At 50.1% G+C, this 18602-nt stretch carries 17 protein-coding genes and 1 riboswitch; of the genes, 15 read left to right on the top strand and 2 right to left on the bottom strand.

Annotation, left to right across the window (positions count from 1 at the left end):
• The first annotated feature begins 43 nt into the window (after positions 1 to 43).
• Positions 44 to 1156 carry a metallophosphoesterase gene (locus DSCA_RS09245; RefSeq protein WP_155316159.1) on the top strand — a complete coding sequence of 371 codons (1113 nt, stop codon included), beginning with the start codon at positions 44 to 46 and terminating at the stop codon, positions 1154 to 1156.
• On the opposite strand, the gene DSCA_RS09240 is transcribed toward DSCA_RS09245, so the two are convergent.
• Complete coding sequence (locus DSCA_RS09240) at positions 1126 to 1365, bottom strand: hypothetical protein (RefSeq protein WP_155316158.1); 240 nt, start codon at positions 1363 to 1365, stop codon at positions 1126 to 1128. The two genes, DSCA_RS09245 and DSCA_RS09240, sit on opposite strands and share 31 nt — an antisense overlap.
• Positions 1366 to 1400: 35 nt before the next feature.
• Between DSCA_RS09240 and DSCA_RS09235 the strand changes: the two genes are divergently transcribed.
• From DSCA_RS09235 to DSCA_RS09225, 3 genes are all read left to right on the top strand, one after another.
• On the top strand, positions 1401 to 2432 hold the full coding sequence (locus DSCA_RS09235; protein WP_155316157.1) for an energy-coupling factor ABC transporter permease: 1032 nt from the start codon (positions 1401 to 1403) through the stop codon (positions 2430 to 2432).
• An 88-nt stretch (positions 2433 to 2520) separates the two neighbouring features.
• A complete protein-coding gene (gene cbiQ / locus DSCA_RS09230) occupies positions 2521 to 3333 on the top strand; it encodes a cobalt ECF transporter T component CbiQ (RefSeq protein WP_155316156.1) in 813 nt (270 codons plus the stop codon).
• Positions 3330 to 4127, top strand: coding sequence for an energy-coupling factor ABC transporter ATP-binding protein (locus DSCA_RS09225; protein WP_155316155.1), 798 nt, complete (start codon positions 3330 to 3332; stop codon positions 4125 to 4127). Before cbiQ ends, DSCA_RS09225 begins: the two co-directional genes overlap by 4 nt.
• Positions 4128 to 4237: 110 nt before the next feature.
• On the opposite strand, the gene DSCA_RS09220 is transcribed toward DSCA_RS09225, so the two are convergent.
• On the bottom strand, positions 4238 to 5212 hold the full coding sequence (locus DSCA_RS09220) for a sirohydrochlorin cobaltochelatase (protein ID WP_231716424.1): 975 nt from the start codon (positions 5210 to 5212) through the stop codon (positions 4238 to 4240).
• A 286-nt stretch (positions 5213 to 5498) separates the two neighbouring features.
• Positions 5499 to 5682, bottom strand: a riboswitch (cobalamin riboswitch).
• Between the two features lie 475 nt (positions 5683 to 6157).
• Between DSCA_RS09220 and DSCA_RS09215 the strand changes: the two genes are divergently transcribed.
• The 11 genes from DSCA_RS09215 (at position 6158) to DSCA_RS09165 (ending at position 18597) form a co-directional block, all read left to right on the top strand.
• Complete coding sequence (locus tag DSCA_RS09215) at positions 6158 to 7105, top strand: hypothetical protein (protein ID WP_155316154.1); 948 nt, start codon at positions 6158 to 6160, stop codon at positions 7103 to 7105.
• Positions 7106 to 7221: 116 nt separating this feature from the next.
• Positions 7222 to 7932 carry a tyrosine-type recombinase/integrase gene (locus DSCA_RS09210; RefSeq protein ID WP_155316153.1) on the top strand — a complete coding sequence of 237 codons (711 nt, stop codon included), beginning with the start codon at positions 7222 to 7224 and terminating at the stop codon, positions 7930 to 7932.
• Between the two features lie 122 nt (positions 7933 to 8054).
• On the top strand, positions 8055 to 8252 hold the full coding sequence (locus DSCA_RS09205) for a hypothetical protein (RefSeq protein WP_155316152.1): 198 nt from the start codon (positions 8055 to 8057) through the stop codon (positions 8250 to 8252).
• Positions 8253 to 8384: 132 nt separating this feature from the next.
• A complete protein-coding gene (locus DSCA_RS09200; RefSeq protein WP_155316151.1) occupies positions 8385 to 8744 on the top strand; it encodes a hypothetical protein in 360 nt (119 codons plus the stop codon).
• Between the two features lie 454 nt (positions 8745 to 9198).
• A complete protein-coding gene (locus DSCA_RS09195; RefSeq protein WP_155316150.1) occupies positions 9199 to 10002 on the top strand; it encodes an ArdC-like ssDNA-binding domain-containing protein in 804 nt (267 codons plus the stop codon).
• Positions 9983 to 10300 carry a DUF2958 domain-containing protein gene (locus DSCA_RS09190; protein WP_155316149.1) on the top strand — a complete coding sequence of 106 codons (318 nt, stop codon included), beginning with the start codon at positions 9983 to 9985 and terminating at the stop codon, positions 10298 to 10300. The genes DSCA_RS09195 and DSCA_RS09190 overlap by 20 nt, the downstream gene beginning before the upstream one ends.
• Before the next feature lie 289 nt (positions 10301 to 10589).
• Positions 10590 to 10814, top strand: coding sequence for an IS66 family insertion sequence element accessory protein TnpA (tnpA, locus tag DSCA_RS09185; RefSeq protein ID WP_155316148.1), 225 nt, complete (start codon positions 10590 to 10592; stop codon positions 10812 to 10814).
• A 228-nt stretch (positions 10815 to 11042) separates the two neighbouring features.
• A complete protein-coding gene (locus tag DSCA_RS09180) occupies positions 11043 to 11240 on the top strand; it encodes a helix-turn-helix domain-containing protein (protein ID WP_331457167.1) in 198 nt (65 codons plus the stop codon).
• 42 nt (positions 11241 to 11282) lie between these two features.
• Positions 11283 to 14081, top strand: a complete 2799-nt coding sequence (locus DSCA_RS09175; RefSeq protein WP_155316146.1) for a hypothetical protein — start codon at positions 11283 to 11285, stop codon at positions 14079 to 14081.
• The gene (locus tag DSCA_RS09170; RefSeq protein WP_155316145.1) at positions 14078 to 15028 is read left to right on the top strand and encodes a hypothetical protein; all 951 of its coding nucleotides are present in this window, start codon (positions 14078 to 14080) and stop codon (positions 15026 to 15028) included. Before DSCA_RS09175 ends, DSCA_RS09170 begins: the two co-directional genes overlap by 4 nt.
• Positions 15025 to 18597, top strand: coding sequence for a DUF1156 domain-containing protein (locus DSCA_RS09165; RefSeq protein WP_155316144.1), 3573 nt, complete (start codon positions 15025 to 15027; stop codon positions 18595 to 18597). The genes DSCA_RS09170 and DSCA_RS09165 overlap by 4 nt, the downstream gene beginning before the upstream one ends.
• Positions 18598 to 18602: the final 5 nt, after the last annotated feature.

Below are 18602 nucleotides of genomic sequence, written 5' to 3'. Positions count from 1 at the left end.
GAGGTTCTCTCCGGTGGGTCATCTCGACTTTGGAGGATACAACATGTTTGGTGTCGTCTTGACCACCACGTATACGATTCTGCTTGTCTACGTGTTGTGGCGCGCTAAATCGGTACCCCTGCTCAAACACCGCTTTTCCCGCAGGAGCCTTATTGGACTCGGCATCGTCACCTGGGCTGTTTTCTTTCTCGCGCGGATCCTTGGGCACCAGGGAACCAGTATCATAGCCGGTGTAATCGAATTTGCCGGGATGACACTGCTGGGATCGGTACTGCTCATCGCTACCGTACTTTTCGTTGTCGATCTTTTAACGCTCTTCGGGCACGCGTTTTCAAGATGGACACCGCTTTTGTACGGATGGGCAATGGTCGCAGGGGTCATTCTGTCCGGCATCGCATTGGTTCAAGGATTTCGAGCACCGGCGGTGGTTTCCTATGCGGTGACGCTTCCCAGCCTGCCGGCTGAGCTGGACGGCAAAGCAATCGTCGCCGTCTCCGATACTCACCTCGGTGCTATTCTTGGAGAACGGTGGTTCGCGAAGCGGGTGAATGAGATCAAGGTGCTTCACCCGGATCTTCTTGTTTTTCTCGGAGACATATTCGAGGGCCACGGCGGTGCGCCGACCGACCTTCCGGCCTTGCGTCAACTCGCTGTGCCTCTGGGCAAGTGGTTCGTCGAAGGCAACCACGAGTCTCATCAAACTGATGCAGCCATCGACCTCTTGGAACTGGCTGGACTTCGCCGTCTCGATAATCAATGGGCTGAAGTGGTGCCGGGACTCGTCCTATCCGGTGTGAACGACCTCACCAACCACAAGCGTCGCCATCTCGACGGAGACCCACTCGGTCGTGCACTTGCCAACCGGCCGAAAGGGGCTACGGTGCTGTTGTCGCACACACCGTGGCAGGCAAATCGCGCCGCTGCAGCCGGTGTTGAGCTGATGCTTGCGGGTCACACCCATGGTGGGCAGATCTGGCCGTTTGGTTATCTGGTTCAGACGGTTTACCCACTGCTCGCCGGCCGATACGACATTGACGGCATGCCGGTGCTCGTGAGCCGGGGGGTCGGGACCTGGGGACCGCGCATGCGGCTGTGGAACCGTGGTGAGATCCTTAAAATTACGCTTCATGCACCGCAACTGTCAAAACGGACATAAGCAAAAAAATCCTTTATTTTTTCGGCCAGCCAAATAGTCAGCCATGCAAATTTTATTGACTTAGGGAAACGGATTGTTCTAAAGATCAGGCCATCATCGTAGGCAAGAAGCTTACGAACACGTTTAGAAAAATTTATAATTAATCGACCACGAAGGTTTGTGTAAATTCTTACACTTGCTTTGCGTGGTTTTTTTTTGCTGAGTTTCATTATTGTTCAGCTGAATGAAAGGAGGAGAAAACGTTATGCATATGGCGGATGCGTTAATTTCACCTGCTGTAGGCGCAACCATGTGGGCAGCGACGGCAGGGCTTATCGGGTATAGCTCAAAGAAGGTCAAGGAACAACTTGACGATCGCAAAATACCACTCATGGGAGTGGTGGGAGCATTTATTTTTGCAGCCCAGATGATCAACTTCACCATCCCGGCCACCGGATCCAGCGGTCATTTGGGCGGCGGAATGATCCTGGCGATCCTTCTCGGACCTTACGCCGCTTTTCTTGCGATGGCATCGGTATTGACTGTTCAGGCGCTGTTTTTCGCCGATGGCGGTTTACTGGCTCTTGGGTGTAATATTTTCAACCTTGGTTTTTTCCCATGTTTTGTCGCCTATCCCTTGATTTACAAAAAAATAACCGGTGACCATACATCACAGAGGCGAATTATGGCCGGCGCCATCATTGCCGCCGTTGTCGGGCTGCAATTAGGTGCTTTTTGTGTCGTCCTGCAAACCTATTTTTCTGGTATATCTGAACTGCCTTTCGGCACCTTCCTGCTGCTGATGCAACCGATTCACCTGGCCATTGGCGTGGTGGAGGGGTTTGTCACGGCGGCGGTTATCATTTTTGTCTGGAAATCCCGACCGGAAATCTTGATTACAGCGGCCAAGTCCGTCCCTATCGGTGCGCTTTCCATTCGCAAGGTACTTTTAGGTTTTCTGATCATCGCCATCATCACCGGGGGCGTATTGAGCTGGTTTGCTTCAAGTCATCCGGACGGATTGGAGTGGTCCATGTTCAAAACGGCAGGCGTCGAAGAGTTAGAAAACCCGGAAAAGGGAGCTCACGTGCCTTTGGCCGATCTCCAGGCAAAAACGGCCTTTCTACCGGATTATGGTTTTAAGACGAACCCAGGCGGACACGAAACCGAGACATCACCATCCTGGCCGGCCGTCGATCCGGGAACGTCGGTAGCCGGCTTAGTTGGCGGCAGTTTAACCCTCTTGCTTGTTTTTCTGGTCGGAATCGCGCTGAGGCGCCGTGCAGTAAAGATCTGAATGGGTTGCAGGCAATACCTGCAGCCAGAGGAAAGAGAGTATTCAATGGGCAGGGGGTATTCGTCCACTGCCCACTGGCATTGCTGACATGAATAAAATTGACAGCCATTTAATCGATATCGGGTACATGGATACACTGGCCAGCGGCGACAGCGTATTGCATCGTCTGGACCCGCGGGCCAAATTGATCACGACACTGGTGTTTATTGTTACGGTCGTCTCCTTCGACAAATACACGCTTTCGGCACTGATCCCGTTTTTAATCTATCCGATGTTTCTTGTCACCGCCGGTGCATTGCCGTTTACCTACCTGATCAAAAAAGTATTTTTAGTTGCCCCATTTGCCATGTTGATCGGCGTTTTCAATCCATTGATGGATCGGGAGATCCTTTTACAGATAGGCGCGCTCCATATTTCCGGCGGATGGATCTCCTTTCTCTCCATCATGTTGCGATCTGTGCTGACGGTATCGGCCGCCTTGACATTAATCGCACTGACCGGTTTTAACTCCGTCTGCATGGCCATGGAAAAGCTCCGCATCCCTAAGCCTTTTGTTATTCAGCTCATGTTTTTATATCGTTACTTGTTTGTCCTGATCGATGAAGCTGCACGCATGGTTAGGGCCAGATCGCTCAGATCGTTCAATTCAAATACGATGACTGTGGGGCTATTCGTGCCACTGGTTGGGCAATTGTTATTTCGCGCCCTCGACCGTGCCCAGCGGATCCATCTATGCATGTGTTGCCGTGGGTTTGATGGACATTTTCATACCATCAGACCGATGAAGATCGGTTTTAACGAGATTGGATTTGTTGTCGGCTGGTCAAGTTTGTTTGTGCTTCTGAGATATCAGAATTTGTCTGTTAAATTTGGTGAAATCATTACGGGTTTTATTCAATGAGCCATCACATTGTTCAAGCAGAAAAGCTGAAGTTCGCTTATCCGGACGGCACTGTCGGGATAAGTGACATCACCTTTCGCATTACTCATGGTGAGTCTGTCGCACTCGTCGGGGCAAACGGTGCCGGCAAAACGACTTTGCTCCTTCATTTGAACGGTTGTCTGACTGCTGATGAGGGAGTCCTGAGAATTGGAGACTACCCGCTGACCAAAAAGAATCTGAAGGCGGTGCGTCGTTCGGTGGGTATGGTGTTCCAGGACCCGGACGACCAGCTGTTTATGCCCACCGTTTTTGATGATGTCGCCTTTGGCCTGCTGAACCTGGGGGTGCCCGAGAGTGATGTGAAACGCCAGGTTATGCGTGCGCTCGAGACAGTCGGGGCAATGCATTTAAGCAGCCGCCCACCCTACAAACTTTCCGGCGGCGAAAAACGGGCCGTCGCCATTGCGACGGTTCTCGCCATGTCACCGGATATTCTGGTCATGGATGAGCCCAGCTCCAATCTGGACGCCATGTCTCGTCGTCGTTTGATTAAACTGCTAAAAACCTTTGATCACACAAAAATCATCGCTACCCATGACCTGGATATGGCCCTGGAACTGTGTGAAAGGGCCATTTTTCTCCACAACGGGCGGATTGAGGCAGATGGTCCGACGCTAACGCTTTTTCAAGACGAAAAACTCCTTGCTCACACGAATCTTGAAAAACCACTCAGAATGCAGGGATGTCCATTATGTGGGACGATGGAGAATATACCGAATCAACCGGCCAGAACCGGAACCTATCAAGCGTAAGCAGATCGAAACGGCATGAATATTTTTTACTAACATTTGAGAAAAGATTAGAGATCCAAACCTTTTTTGGGAACAGACTTGGACCTCCAATCCATGTTGCGGATTCCAAATCAGAATCCGTTGTCTGACATGGCCTCTTTAAGATGACGTACATACAGGTCAGCCCAGTCGTCCAGTTCTCCAAGACCACGCAAAACCGGTATCACCTCAATGCCTGCCTTTTCAAAAATGTTTTTCCATGAATCCGGTTCATCGCCGGCCATGTCGTTGGCGGCGTGATCCCCAGCAACGACCATCAGGGGAAATAAAGTGACCCGCTTAATGTTGGCGTGCTGCAGTCCCTTCAATACGCGTTGCGGTTCGGGAAAGCCTTCCACGTTGCCAATGAAAATCGGCAGGTTTGGATTGGCATCGCGCAGCACGGCCTCAAACTCCACATAAGCACCGGTTGAGAAAATCTCATTCCCATGCCCCATGTAGACGAGAGCAGATTGGTTGTTCCGGGCTTCCGCCGCATCGTGCTTGACGATTTCGGCAGCCGCCACAAGATCCGCCCTGTAGGGACGGACATCCCCGGATACTCCCAAAGCCGGCCGCCCCAAAATGATTTTCTTAAAGGGCTTATCCCGATCCCTTAAGGTTTCGATCGAATTCAAGGCTTCAATTTCGGATTTGAGATTTTCATATTCCTCGCCGGCAAATATATGCGTGGACTGCACGGCGATATGCCGATAGCCTTCATCCTGAAGGATGGCGATCGTAGCAAGCGGGTTTCGAATGCTATAAAGAAATTCAGGCACCTCGGGATGTCCGGCGCGCCATTTGTCATCCTTCGCCCTTTTCGCCCACTTAGCTCGGATGATTTCCGAGGTAAAGGCCATCCTGATCGGTATACCGGGAAAGGCGCGTTGCATCTTCTCTTGCAGGTTCAGTATGGATTGAAGCGCCTTGGGATAAGTCGTTCCGAATACAGCCAGCACGATGGCTTTTTTCTCTACTCGTTGCTTCTCCATAGAAGAAAATGCCGTTGTCGAACCGGAAAGCACCATCATCAGCGTCAAATAAAAAACAATTATTCGTTTCACGGGGTTTCCTTTCTTACCACCATTGCGTTATCATGAAAAAATGTTACCGATAGACCTGCCAACTGGATAAAGAAACGCTAACCAAGTATAGATCTTCAGCAACCATCCCCCTATTAGATCAACCGCTCGTTTTTTTGGTCACACCCCCTTTCATGGTAGTCTGCAACCCCGCCGCGAATGATTCCCAATACAAAAAGCCCTTCAGACATTCCATGCCTGAAGGGCTGCACCCAGTTTTCTTGGCCCTTTGATTGTGTCACCACGCCACTCTATTTCCGCGCAGAGGGATGGTTGTCTGTTAAAGGCAGGTCTTCTGACTCTCGGATCTTCCTACTCTCCACACCTTCCCACATGTCGATAACATGCAGTGGCAACAGCGGATTTCGTACCCGATTACAGCGGCGGGACCGCTCCCGACTTCCACGGGATTTCCTATTAAGCGCTTCGGCACCTTTTCGAGAAAAATTTCTATCAAAAATGATTACAAAGATCAAATGCTAAATGCGCCGGTTCAGACTTTCTGATAGGCACATTTGATAGCCATATCATATCCATTAAATAGGAATATTTGCTGTTACTGCTATGTACGTGGCTGCTGAAGGTTTCAATTTAGGTTGTATTTTTAGCTATCAGAAAGCATCTTCCGAATGGTCTGACACCACCGCTGGATAGCAAGATGAACCCACCACCACATATCTATATCGATACTGGAACCGTTTTTTTTTGTGAGTCTAAAATCCGCAGCTAACCCTACTATTTAGCCACTACCTCAAATTTGTCCCGCCTTTAGTCAAGATTACCCCAAATTCACCTCTCTTGTCGGTACCATAGTCCCAATAGTGTTATTTTATAATAATAACTATGTGTTAACCTATTTACACACTATCCCAAAATTGGTATAATATTATAAAAAACAGTTAGTTACGCAAATTTATGGTGTGTAAAATGACGCTGAATAATTCATTCTGGAGACATTTCGAACTCGATCTGCAAGAAATCAAGCTGGCCTATCTCAATTGGGCCATCGGATATGCACGGGAACCAAAGCCGGAACATAGGCATCTGTTCCTCTGGGATCATCAGGAAGACTTCTGCATTATTAATTCACGATACGGACGTTCATTTTCCATCAGTCCCTTTGGTATTGGGGTTCGTGGAGTACCAAGAATAAGACCGAAGAGGATTCCGCGAGGATTAGATGAAATCGATTTAGCAATCATAGCTCGATTAACAGCAAATACCGGACGCATCAGAACTGCTATCGCTAATGCTCTCCAAAACGGTAACATGGATAATGCTTGTCAGATGGTCCTCAATTTTTTCTGGCTCAAGCTTGGTGCCCATGAACTTCTTTTTGATAGAACGCAGCTTGAATACGGTGAACTTGGAGAAGTCAAGAAAGGTCGGTGGGGTCTTGATGAGTCCGAAGGGTCGCATACACTTACCGGTCTTAGAAACCGTATCATAAATGCTGTTCGCTTCGGCGAGACTCTTGAAAATGAGTACATTCAAAATCTCAATAAAAAGCTTCCGGGTTTTGGTAAAGGCACCCTGAGTACCTTCTTGTCATCGGCGCTCAGTTGGAACCGGTACGGATTATGTGCGTTCGATTGCGGTCCGGTTCTGTGGAGCAAGAGAGACTTTGTCCATTTCAGCCAGGTGAAGCAACGAATGAATCAAATTGGATGGCCATATCGCGGCTGCCCGAGTCAGGTATTGCGGCCACTTTACAATATCTCTTTGAATTACCGCAGGCCGCCCATTCGTCTGCGCTTTGATCCCGACGAAGGCTACAGTTTGAAATCGTTTCGACGGCGTGTATGTCAGGTCTATGAAATCATTGACAATATCCTTAATGAAATTAACCGGATACGGAATGAAGAAATCGTCTGAATACTTCAGATATTACACATTATCTGAAAGATATTAGCAGTTTATCTGGAGATTCACCGTGGTAAAGTACAGTATCACTTATGTAAACCGTAGTATTTCCAACACAGGAGGTGGCCATGAGACAGTTCAATCGAAAATGGACCCTGGACAGGGAGAAGTTTCTGTCCGAAGCTGAAGTCAAGAAACTTCGGCGGACAATTGAAGACAAGGCTTTGGCCGATCTGCAAAAAGGGCGAACGACATGGCCCCGTTTCTGGATGGCGATTGACCTGGGGGCAAGCGCGGGGCTGCGGGTCTCAGAAATTGCCAACCTGAAGGTCGACAACCTTTATCTCAACATTCGTGAGCCTCGTATACGGGTAACCGGCAAGGGTAACCGAACACGGGACGTTTTTATTTCTCGGGATCTCATGAAACATCTTTCGGGATTCCTGGAATGGAAGCGGACCATGGAGGAACCCATGGACAAGAATGATTTCCTGTTGGTGTCTAGTCACGGGAAATCCTATTCAACGAGAGCTCTGCAGTATGCGTTCAAAGTTGCAATAGTTGAATCGGGTCTGCCGAATTATTACTCAATTCATTCTCTCAGACACAGCTACGGCACCTATCTGTATCAGCGGACAAAGGACCTGCGATTGGTTCAAAAACAGCTGGGGCATTCATCCATAGCCACGACTACCATATATGCGGATGTGACCGTTGAGCAGACCCTGGAAGCTGTTAACGGGCTTTTCGAAGAAGACTACCACGACCAAGACTCCGAAAACGGTGAAACTGAAACCGTCCCGCCTTCCGACAATCCCACCAAGCCTGATCCAGAATAATCCCCAACTGAACAACTGATTAGCAGCTTCGATTAGGCGGTTGATTTCGTCAATTACCGTGAGGGCCATTCGTGCGTCCTGAATTTGAAACCATAAACAATAGCAGGGAAGGGGACTCAACCATGTATTCACCGAAAGTTAAAGAAGACCTGATTCCGATTCTACACAAACTTGCCCAGCAGGAACAAAAACCAATTACGGCATTGGTAGATGAGATGATTCGAGCAGAAATTAGAAAACGGAACGGAGAGGTCGATGCATCAAACAATGAAACGGTTTCGAAAGGGGTAAAAAAAACAGCTGACGCTGGAGGATCTTAAGAGCTTCCTGGCCGGAAAATATATCATTTTGGACTGTGGCCATCGGTACTGCTGTCATCCATTCAGCAATACTTTCGTGATGACAGCCAACGGCAAAACATACTGCCACAACTGCTACGATTAGGAGGATAAATGACACTTAAAACCAAATGCCGCCGGCACTGGAAATCTTTGGGAATTTCGAACACGGAACGGCTAAAAGATTTCATTGCCGCTCTTTTCGTTGAACATGAGCACCAGAAAGATGTGCTGATCGAAATCTATAAACTGGCGTTCCCGGAATGGGACCGGATTTCGAAAATCCGAGGCTATCCGGAGATCGGCAATGAAATGTGGTCTTACATCTGTCGGTTGTTTCAGGAATTTGATCACGACCATCATCCTGATTGCATGCCGGGTGGTGCGTGGATGAACACTGGCTTTTCCGTCAACAAGGATCTTGGAGACTGGGACATCAGTTTCGGCAACTGCACCATTCAATACGAGTCTTAAACGCATGTGCATTGAGCGTCATCTGATCCGTGGACCTGAAATTGTAAAATTGTAATTTTGTAATGTTCAAAAACACTATCAACGGGAAAAAGAGGGGGCGGCAGTTTGTTTTCTTTGTTACCACTATAACTATGTGTACATTTTTACATTCTTACAAAATATTTCCGATCCTATCCCGACATTCTGGTCATCAAGGATATGGTTTTTATAAAGACCCTTCAGGCATACAGATCCCTCGAAACATGGGTTCTCAGGCATTTTATGGGTTGTAGCACTTGGATGCAAACTAAGGATCTGAAAACCACCCAATTAGAGGCCAAGATAGGCCATTTTCGGGGTCCCAAACTGCCATTTTTCCCAGTTTTTTGAAGATTCTGACCAAATAGCAGAACCCTTTTTCAGTCACATCCATAGAACAAAAAATTCACGATTAGACAATTCAAGGAGGTGTTCCATGGCGGCGTCGATCCATGAAACCGTTAGCGGCATAATTGCGTCCTTCGAACGGGGCAACATACCAGAGGCGATCGCGTATTCGGTATTTCCGATTGCCGACATTCCATCTGCCAGATGGTCACTGCTCAACCGGACACTTGTGTTTTTGGCCGGAACCCAGGATGCACGGGGCTTTAGGCAGTGGAAGCAGGTTGGCCGATTCGTGAAGAAAGGAGCCAAGTCCTTTCGAATATTGGTTCCATCTTTCGTAAAAAGCGAGAACGAGGAAAATGGCGAAATTGAAAATTATTTACGGGGATTCATGTGTCGGCCGGTCTTTCGATTAGAGGATACCGATGGCGAGGCGCTGGATTACGAGATGTTGGAACTGCCGGACTTTCCTTTGATTGAGCGGGCGGAGAAATGGGGTATCTCAGTCAAGGCGATTCCGGGTAATTACCGCTATTACGGGTATTACATGCCGGGACGAAAAGAGATCGCCCTTGCCACGGCGGAAGAAGGTGTCTTTTTTCATGAACTTGCCCATGCCGCCCATGAGAAAATTATTGGGGTACTGAAACCCGGGCAGGATTCATTGCAGGAAATCATTGCGGAACTATCGGCACAGGTACTTTGCCGCATGGTCGGGAAGCAGTCTCGTGACACCACCGGCAACTCATACAAGTATATCGGACGCTATGCTGAGAAAATCAAACTAACTCCCCAAGCGGCCTGCCTGAAGGTCATGTCTGAAACCGAAAAAGTCCTTAACCTGATCCTGACACCGAAAGGAGTAGATAAAAATGTGGAATACGCCAACTAAAGAAGAACTTTCGAAAATACCGCGGCTTTACGAAACTGAAAATATTCCCCTCAAGGATAAAACCATCCACCTGCACTTTTTCATTGGTGGTTGTGATTGGTATATCGCGGAGTACGACGGCGATGATTTTTTTTGGGGCTATGCCATTTTGAACGGAGACACGGTCAACGCCGAGTGGGGGTATATTTCATTCAAGGAACTTAGGGATTTGGTGGTGCCGCCAGGGATTGAGATCGATAGGGATCTGTATTGGGAAAAAAAGTTGGCGCAGGAAATACCAAAAATTACAAAAATATGACCTATACCTGATGGCATATTAAGTGAACTTATCACTCTTTAACCCCGGATTTGGTTCGTCCGGTCTGAGGTCTTCATGAGCCCCCCCCCTTAAATCCCAACACATTCGCAATTTTACAATGGCGAATCCATAACCTTCAGCGACCCTCTTTGTGGTCCGCCTGTCACAGACCTTCCTTTATTCAATCTTGATCTATACAGTATCTACAACCGTAAGCAGCCAATAAACCCCATCTTCACAAAGTCTCCCAGGCATGGCAATATGCGTCTCCAAAAAAGGAGAAGATATCATGCCGGAAGACTATGATTCATTCGATGCCCAGCAAAGGCGAAAATTTTGGCAAACCCATATCGAGCGGTGGCAGGCAAACGGCCTGAGCCAGAGGGCCTATTGTATTGAGCACGATCTGATCATCCACCGATTTTATGATTGGCGGCGGCGCTTCAAATCTGCTGAAAACAACCGTGTATCATTTTTGCCGGTATCGTTGGCCGGGAGTACCGGGAGATCGTAGCCGCGCAGAGCCTCCTGATTCTCTATTCGCTATGCAAAGAAAAGCGCTCCTGAGCCTGTATTAGCAGGTTTTTGCGGCTAAAAGCGGTTGACAATAGGCCTTCGCACCGACTATTTTAAAAAATGGCTTAATTTTTATGTTCTGAATTATGTTAGACCTTCCCTATTTTATTATTACAGACGATGTATCAAACCAAACCGCCCATAAGGAGACGGAAAATTGGCCGAGATGGAAGACCGCTGGTTGTCGGTGGATGAGATTTGCAAGCACCTCGGAATCAGTAGCGACACCGTATACCGCTGGATCGATAGGTTTAGCATGCCCGCCCACCGCATGGGCCGACTTTGGAAATTTAAGAAAGACGAAGTCGACGAGTGGGTGAAGGCAGGTGGAGCAACGACACCAGAGAATAATAAAACAAGGTGATACGCTCATGATTCCACAAACACGATATCAGGAGAGACCAATATGCTTGGGTTGAAACTCAGAGACGAATTCCTCGGAACGCACATGCCCGGAACCGCGATTTCACTTAGAACAAGTGATAACCAGGGTGCTGCGCAAAAATCTCCTGACCACATTTTATCAATCACCTACCCAACAGCCGATGTCCAGACTGCCCTTAAAGCCATCAGCAAAAAAAACAGTGGCCGACCGATCGTTCTTATGGGGGATCGGGGACGAGGCAAATCCCACATTATGGCCGTGATGCACCATGCTGTTCAATCGCCTGCCATTGTTGAGAATTGGCTGAAAGACTGGGGAACAAAGCAAGGAAGCGATGAACTTAAGACCTTTGAGATGGTCAAGGGATATGTGCCCATTTCGGAACCTGTCCATAACCATGAGTATCCACTGCTTTGGGACCTGCTTTTCGACCGACATCCCAAAGGTCAGTATTATAGAGGTCAGTTTGAGAGCATGACCCAGCCTTTTCCTCCGCGCACCTTACTGGAAAAGATGTTCCAGGACCAACCGACCTGTCTCATCCTGGACGAATTTCAAACCTGGTATGGCGGCTTGCCGGACAAGGACCCCAAGACAGGTCTTCTTCTCAAAAAGTATGCCTTCAACTTTGTTCAGATTCTCTCGGAAATTGCGAAGGACCGCCCAGAGATTCTGATTTTTGCCATCTCGGTTCTCAATAATCAAAACGATGCCTTTCAGCAGGTTCATCGTCAGGGGCCGGTTATCGTTGATTTTCGTGGACCATCTGCCAAGCAGGATCGCCAAAAGCTTCTGCTGCACCGCTTGTTTGAAAACCGCCGGAATATTTCCGAGCCCGACATCATCAGTACAATGAGTGCCTATACCAGTGAAAGATTCCGGTTGCTCCACACCCATAAGTCTGAAGCGGAAAAAGAGCGTGTTCAACAAGAGGCGTTTGCCTGTTGGCCGTTTAGCCCTGAGCTTCTCGACCTTCTGGAAGATCATATTTTGCTCAGCTCAGCGGCACAGGAAACGCGAGACCTCATTCGTATTCTTGCACAGGTATATCGCACCCGTGGTGATATTGTTCCGGTCATAACGCCTGCCGATTTTTTTGTCGATGGCGAAACAGATGAAGTTCAGACCCTGGTTGACTCGATATCGGTTCAGGCCGGACAAGATAAGCTCCGTCAGATAGCTCAACGCAATCTGGAAGCCGTCAGAGATGCCGGCGTCAATGTCCCCGATGCCCGCGAACTTGTGAGCACCATCTGGATGCGCTCCATGTCTCCCGGGAAAAATGCGGGCGGAACTCCGGCGGTGCTTCATCTGGATATCACCAGAGGATCGGCCATCGATGATAACGCCTTTCAAGCCGAATTGGCGCTGCTCATAGAAAACAGCGTCAATATACACGGTGATGAAGTCCCGGGTGGTCCGCTCTGGTTTGGAATAAACGAAAACCCCCGGTCCAAGGTTCGCGCCTGCGCCAAGAACAATAAGCTCTGGCATATCGGAGCGGTCCCGACAGCAGGCCTGACGGTTTATCCCGGCAAAGACATGCTGCACATCCGAAATACGCTGCGGCATATTTTTGTCCCTGAAACCACCCAACCACTCTCACGCGTCATCATACTCGGCCCCAATTGGAAAAATGACCCCTGGTGCGATGTGGATGAAGCAGATAAACCCACGAAATGGGACCGCCCGGTGCTGCTGGTGGTCCCCGACCAGATCGAGGGAGGCCCGGCAGGGGTAAATTCGACCCTGGGCGAATGGCTTGCAAAGCACGTTCAGAAAAGACGCAATACCATCCGATTTCTTCTTCCCGCTGCAGATGCGATGAGCCTCTTTGCCGATGAGGAACTTATCTTCTCGGCCCGGTGCAGCTTTCTTTGTTCCCGAGAAGGCTGGGGGTCGGATACGACCTACCGCGCTTTGCATCAGGACTTCGACCGACCACTCAGGGCTTCCTTAAAAACTCGATTCAACCGGTTTGCCGTGCTGCGCAAATGGGATTTTCAGCAGCCACGGAACTGCGCCTTTGAGATTGAAAAAATTACCGCGCAAGGAGGAGACATCCCCACGGCCGTAGAGGCAAAGATCTTGTCCGATCTTTTCGATCAGACCGAGTTCAAGCAGTTTGTTCTGAAGCGAGCCAAGGATTCCGATTTTGTGGGCTCCATGATGGACGATTTGACCGAGCCGCCTCCACCCAATACCGGAGAAACTATACCTTTCCTGGGTGAAACCAAGATCTACGAATTTGTGCTTGAAATCGCCGCCGCCGGCGATCTTGTTCTCAACGTCGGCGGTACCTGGATCGGAAGGCGACCCGAAGATGCCAACGACGAAGATGCCCTGCGCTATATCCGGGGTAAAGCATTCAAAAGCGTACAGGAAAACAGGCAGATTCAGTTGGGCCTACCGGGTGCCGTTGGCGGAGGCACCGTCACCGTTCCCAGTGCGCCTGCTGGAAGCGCCACCCAACCTGGAGCTGGGGGAATCATTACACCATGGCCACCGGCTGGCAATGTTCCCGGTGGCGGAACAGTAGGTGAGACCGTTGGGCCTGGTGAAAACGCCGGCATTGGTGGGTTACCCAATCACGAACCAATCACGGCGATCAAGAGCAAAAAATCAGAGGAACCCGCAACCGGGATCAACTTGTCTGGCTGTTTTGAAACATGGGGAGTGCCAACCAGCCAGACCATCGAAACAGCCCGTATCGAGTTTGCCGGACTGACCGCCCAACAAATCAAACAGATCTTGCAGCGCATACCGTCCACGTTCAGGGCCACCCTTGAGATCGTCTATAAGAATGGAGGGGAACAATGAGCACAGACTGGAGCGGCATCGTTATCGATTCCGGTTCGCCGGCGATTGCCTGGGCGCAGATATTCTCCTCTCTGCTGGCGCTGGCGAGATCGAGTACATCCCCAGTTGCGCTTCATGATGCAACCGTTGTTCCGGATCGTCTGCTGACCGAAGCCGCCTGGGAACTCTGGGAAGCATTTCCGGAGCATGCCGATAAAACATCGGATAATCTGAAAAGCTGGGCCACGGGCTCTGGTAAGGCAGTTCTGATCCTTGACGCATTGTCGCTTCGGGAGCTTCCCATATTAATGGGAGCGGCAAAGGCTCGAAGCATTCAGCCCATTCAGGTCAAGGTCACCGGGTCTGAATGCCCGTCCACAACCGATCACTTCGCCAAAAGCCTCGGTTTGCCCTCCAGAAGCGCCCTGGCAAATGATAGCAAGCTCGGCACCTTCGCTTTGTTCGGAGGCAACTGCTACACCGACGTGGTGAGTCTACCGTTTGAGGATTGCTCGGTGCCGCCATCACCCAATCTGGTTATTTGGCATTCCTGGCTGGACGATTTGATTCACCTTCAACAAAAACTCCCAGACCAGATCGCCAGAATCGCATCAAGCACCTTGCAAAGCGATGGCTTCTGGAACTTTGTGGGCAGGCTTCGTCAAGGCAGAGGCCTGATTATCACCTCGGATCATGGCTATGCAGTCAGTAAGCGTTTTTCCTCCGAAGTCGATGATCCGGACGCGATTGAGATTTTGCGAAAAACCTTCGGTGCATCCCGTAACAAGGTCGTATCCAACCCTTGGCAGAAACGATTCATGCCGCCCATTGTCATGACGAACAATAATCAGCATGTGGTCATGGGCCAGCGGAAGTGGAAGGTTCAGGGAGGATTTCCCCATATCTGCCATGGCGGCATGAGCCTTCTCGAAATTGTTGTGCCCTTCCTGGAGTTTTCCGCGCTATGAACTATCAGAACCCAAAACAACTCGATATTTCGGGTAATGTGATAGAACCGACATCACCCGCCGCAAAGAAGAACGGACGGAAATCCAAGGCGGATAAGCTTTCCAGTCTGCTTCCGGCTAAGTTGGGCAAGGCGGTCAGACTGCCCGTGCCGGATTTTTCCAACCCTGACCGAACACCGACCTGCCTGGAGGCGGATTTTCCCATTGCCCAGATCAATGCCCTGTCGAATCTGGAAGGCAACGCGGGCAAGCCTATTTACCAGATGTCCAAATGGTGGGCACGACGGCGTTCCAGTGTTTTCCGTTCCATGCTGATTGCAGCGGCGGTTGAGGCGCCGGAGGATCCCAACGAAGCGGCCAAACTCGTCTGGGACCATTATTACTGCAACCATCAAAAGGCTGGTTCCTTTAAGCAGCTCAAGGTGCTGGATTGCTTTATGGGCGGTGGGACGACCCTGGTGGAAGGCTCGCGCCTGGGGATGCAGATGACCGGTGTGGATCTCAACCCGGTGGCCTGGTTTGTGGTCAAAAACGAACTGGCGTGCAGCGACCCGGAACAGGTCAAGGCGCTCTTTGAAGAGATCGAGCGACAAGTAAAACCCCAAATCCAGCCATTTTACACCACTACCTGCCCACGCGGACACCAGGGGCGTTGGATCGATGTGGAAAGCGGGGAAACGGTCAATCTGGACCCTATCGAATTGGCTCCTGGGCAGCGCTCTCGATATCGTTGGGAAGGCCCGGAAGTGATTTACACCTTCTGGGCCAAGCACGGTCCCTGTCAAGCCAAAGGCTGCGGTCATCGAACGCCTATTTTCCGAACACCAGTCATTGCCGAGAAAAAACTCTCCACGGGATATGCCGAGCTGACCTGCCCGGGCTGCGGTACGATTTTCCATGCTGAGCTTGGCGAAACTCGCATGGCTCCTGGTGCGGAACGGGTGGTGGTGGATGGGGATGTCCCGTTCACCGAATTGACGCAGGATTTCGCGCGGCTGTTGAACGAATACGACAAAGGCAATGCCAACGACACCTGGGAACGGGCGTTGGCTCTCAAGGCCACCGTTTTACAAGAGCCGGGTCTCCATTGCCCGCAATGTGGCACCTTCGCCGGAAAGCGGCTGGCCGATGTGATTGAACACCACTCCCGGCCGAGCCTCAGAGCCACCCAACGCAAAAAGAAAGATTTCTCTCTTAAAAAGAAACCGGTGCAAATGTATCTGCTCATCCATCCCGACTGGATGAAGGGCGCCTCGGGCTTTAGTGGAGAAGAAGAACTGGGCGGTTGGGCCGGTGCCCCCGCAGAGGCGACTGTTGATTGGTTTGAAAAACGTCTGAAGCATCTGCGCATGATTGAATTGCGCGGCAAATCCCTTCCTGACGCTGTAACTTTAGCTGATGGGACAACGATTGAAACCGGCCAAGGGACTGTACCACAAAGATCCACTTTTCAATGTGCCAATTGCGGAAGAATAGCGGATATTGCTACATCTGAAAGAGAGGCAAAGCATAATGCTCCGATTGCACCCTATACTCTACAATGCCACTGCCCCAAATGCGCGGCCGAAGGCTACACTTACGGTGGTCGCTATTTCAAAGCACCCGGCAAGGACGATCTCTGGCGGCTGAGCGAATCCGAAAAGGAATGGTCAAATCGTGCGGAGGTCGATTTATCGGAGTATTGGCCCCGCTCTGTATTGCCTTATGCATGGGAAACACATGTCCAAAAAGGAAATCTAACCACAAGAGGGTACACCCACTGGTGGAAAATGTTCAATCCACGCCAACTTCTGGTGCATGCCAATCTCCTTAAGGCCATTACTGAGGCAAGGGAAGCTTCCTGGCCATTGGATGTGCGAGAACAGGTGTTGGGCGCGTTTCAGCAGTATCTGCGGAATCAAAATATGTTTTGTTTCTGGGATACTGGTTACGACAAATTGGTTCCGATGATGTCAAACCCAAACTATCATCCAAAGAACTTGGCTGTGGAAAACTGTGTATTCAATTCCCTTGGCCGAGGTAATTGGCAATCAAATACTGCCAATGCAGTAGGCGGGGTTGAATGGGCCAAAACACCTTGGGAATGCCTGTTATTACCTGGAACCGAAAAAGCGAAAAGCCAGCGTCTTGAATTAGGAGATCCTATTATCCCTGGCAACGAACCCTACTGTGGATCTTCCACAGATCTGTCGATGCTCGGCAACGAGCAATTTGATCTGGTGATCACCGATCCCCCTTTCGGCAATAATCTTTATTATGCTGATTTGGCTGATTTCTTTTATGTATGGCTCCGGATACCTCTGCGAAAATGGTATGCTGGGCTGCCAGAAGTGGCCTATTTTGACCCCGAGTTTACCCCCAAAGCTCTTCAGGCTATAGATGATCCAGCACAGCATCCCGACGACCGGGAGGATTATGAGAAAGAGACTTTTATTGAGTCGAAATACCTGGACCGAATCCAGGAACTGACCGGAGACGATGCCCTGACGGAAAAGGACCCAAATCCGCTCTACCGGCAGCAACCCTCAAGCGATTTTTACAGCCAGACTCTTTCGGCCTGCTGGGCCGAGGCTGGCCACCGCCTTAAAGATGGTGGCATCATGGCCTTTACCTTTCACCACAACGAAGACCAAGCATGGATTGATGTACTGAGAGCGCTTTTTGATGCCGGTTATGTGTTGGTCTCTACCTATCCAGTCAGAAGTGATGAGACAAAAGGTGATGCGGCTAATGCAGCATTTGGGAGCAAAAAAATTGAATACGACATCATCCATGTCTGCCGAAAACGCCTTACTGCGCCCGAGCCGGTAAGCTGGGCACGGATGCGTCGCTGGGTGAAGGACGAAACGGTGCGGCTAAAAGAATTGCTGGAACACACTCACGGTACAACCCTTCCCGAATCGGACCTGAGGGTGATCTTACGCGGTAAATCGCTGGAATTCTACTCGCGCCATTATGGACAGGTGTTCACTGGCGACGGGCAGGTACTAGAGGTGCGCGATGCGCTGCTCGGTATTAACCAACTTCTTGATGACATGCTGGAAGACACCACCCAGACCGGTGGCCTTAGACCGCCCGACAGCGCGGAACCCGCCAGTCGTCTCTATTTGCGCCTATTTAAAAACCGCACCGAAATGGAACGGGACGAGCTGCATAAAACCCTGCGCGGTACCGGCATCGCCCAGGGCGATCTGGAGGCCAAAGGATGGATTCGGGTGGTGGGCCGGGCGGTCCATGTGGTGCCCATTCACGAACGCTTTGCCTTCTTTACGGAACGCGGTCGCAACCGCAAGGTAATTAAAACCGACCTTGACCAGGCCCATTTCCTCATCGGCACCGCTTATCCCAACTCGGGCTTGAGAATTGATGTTGAACTCAACAACCCGAACTTTCGCATCAAGAAATCGGTGGATGAAATCCTGAAATGGTTTGCAGAGGTGGACCCGAATCCCGCCAACCGCATGGCAGCGAGAACGGCAGCCCAATTGGTCGAGCATTGGCGAAACCGCAAGGATCGTTCAGATAAACCAACTCAGCTTTCACTTTTTGAAATGTTGGATATGGAATAACGAGG

The sequence above is a fragment of the Desulfosarcina alkanivorans genome, from assembly GCF_009688945.1.
Taxonomy (GTDB): domain Bacteria; phylum Desulfobacterota; class Desulfobacteria; order Desulfobacterales; family Desulfosarcinaceae; genus Desulfosarcina; species Desulfosarcina alkanivorans.
This window is presented reverse-complemented; position numbering and strand designations above follow the sequence as displayed.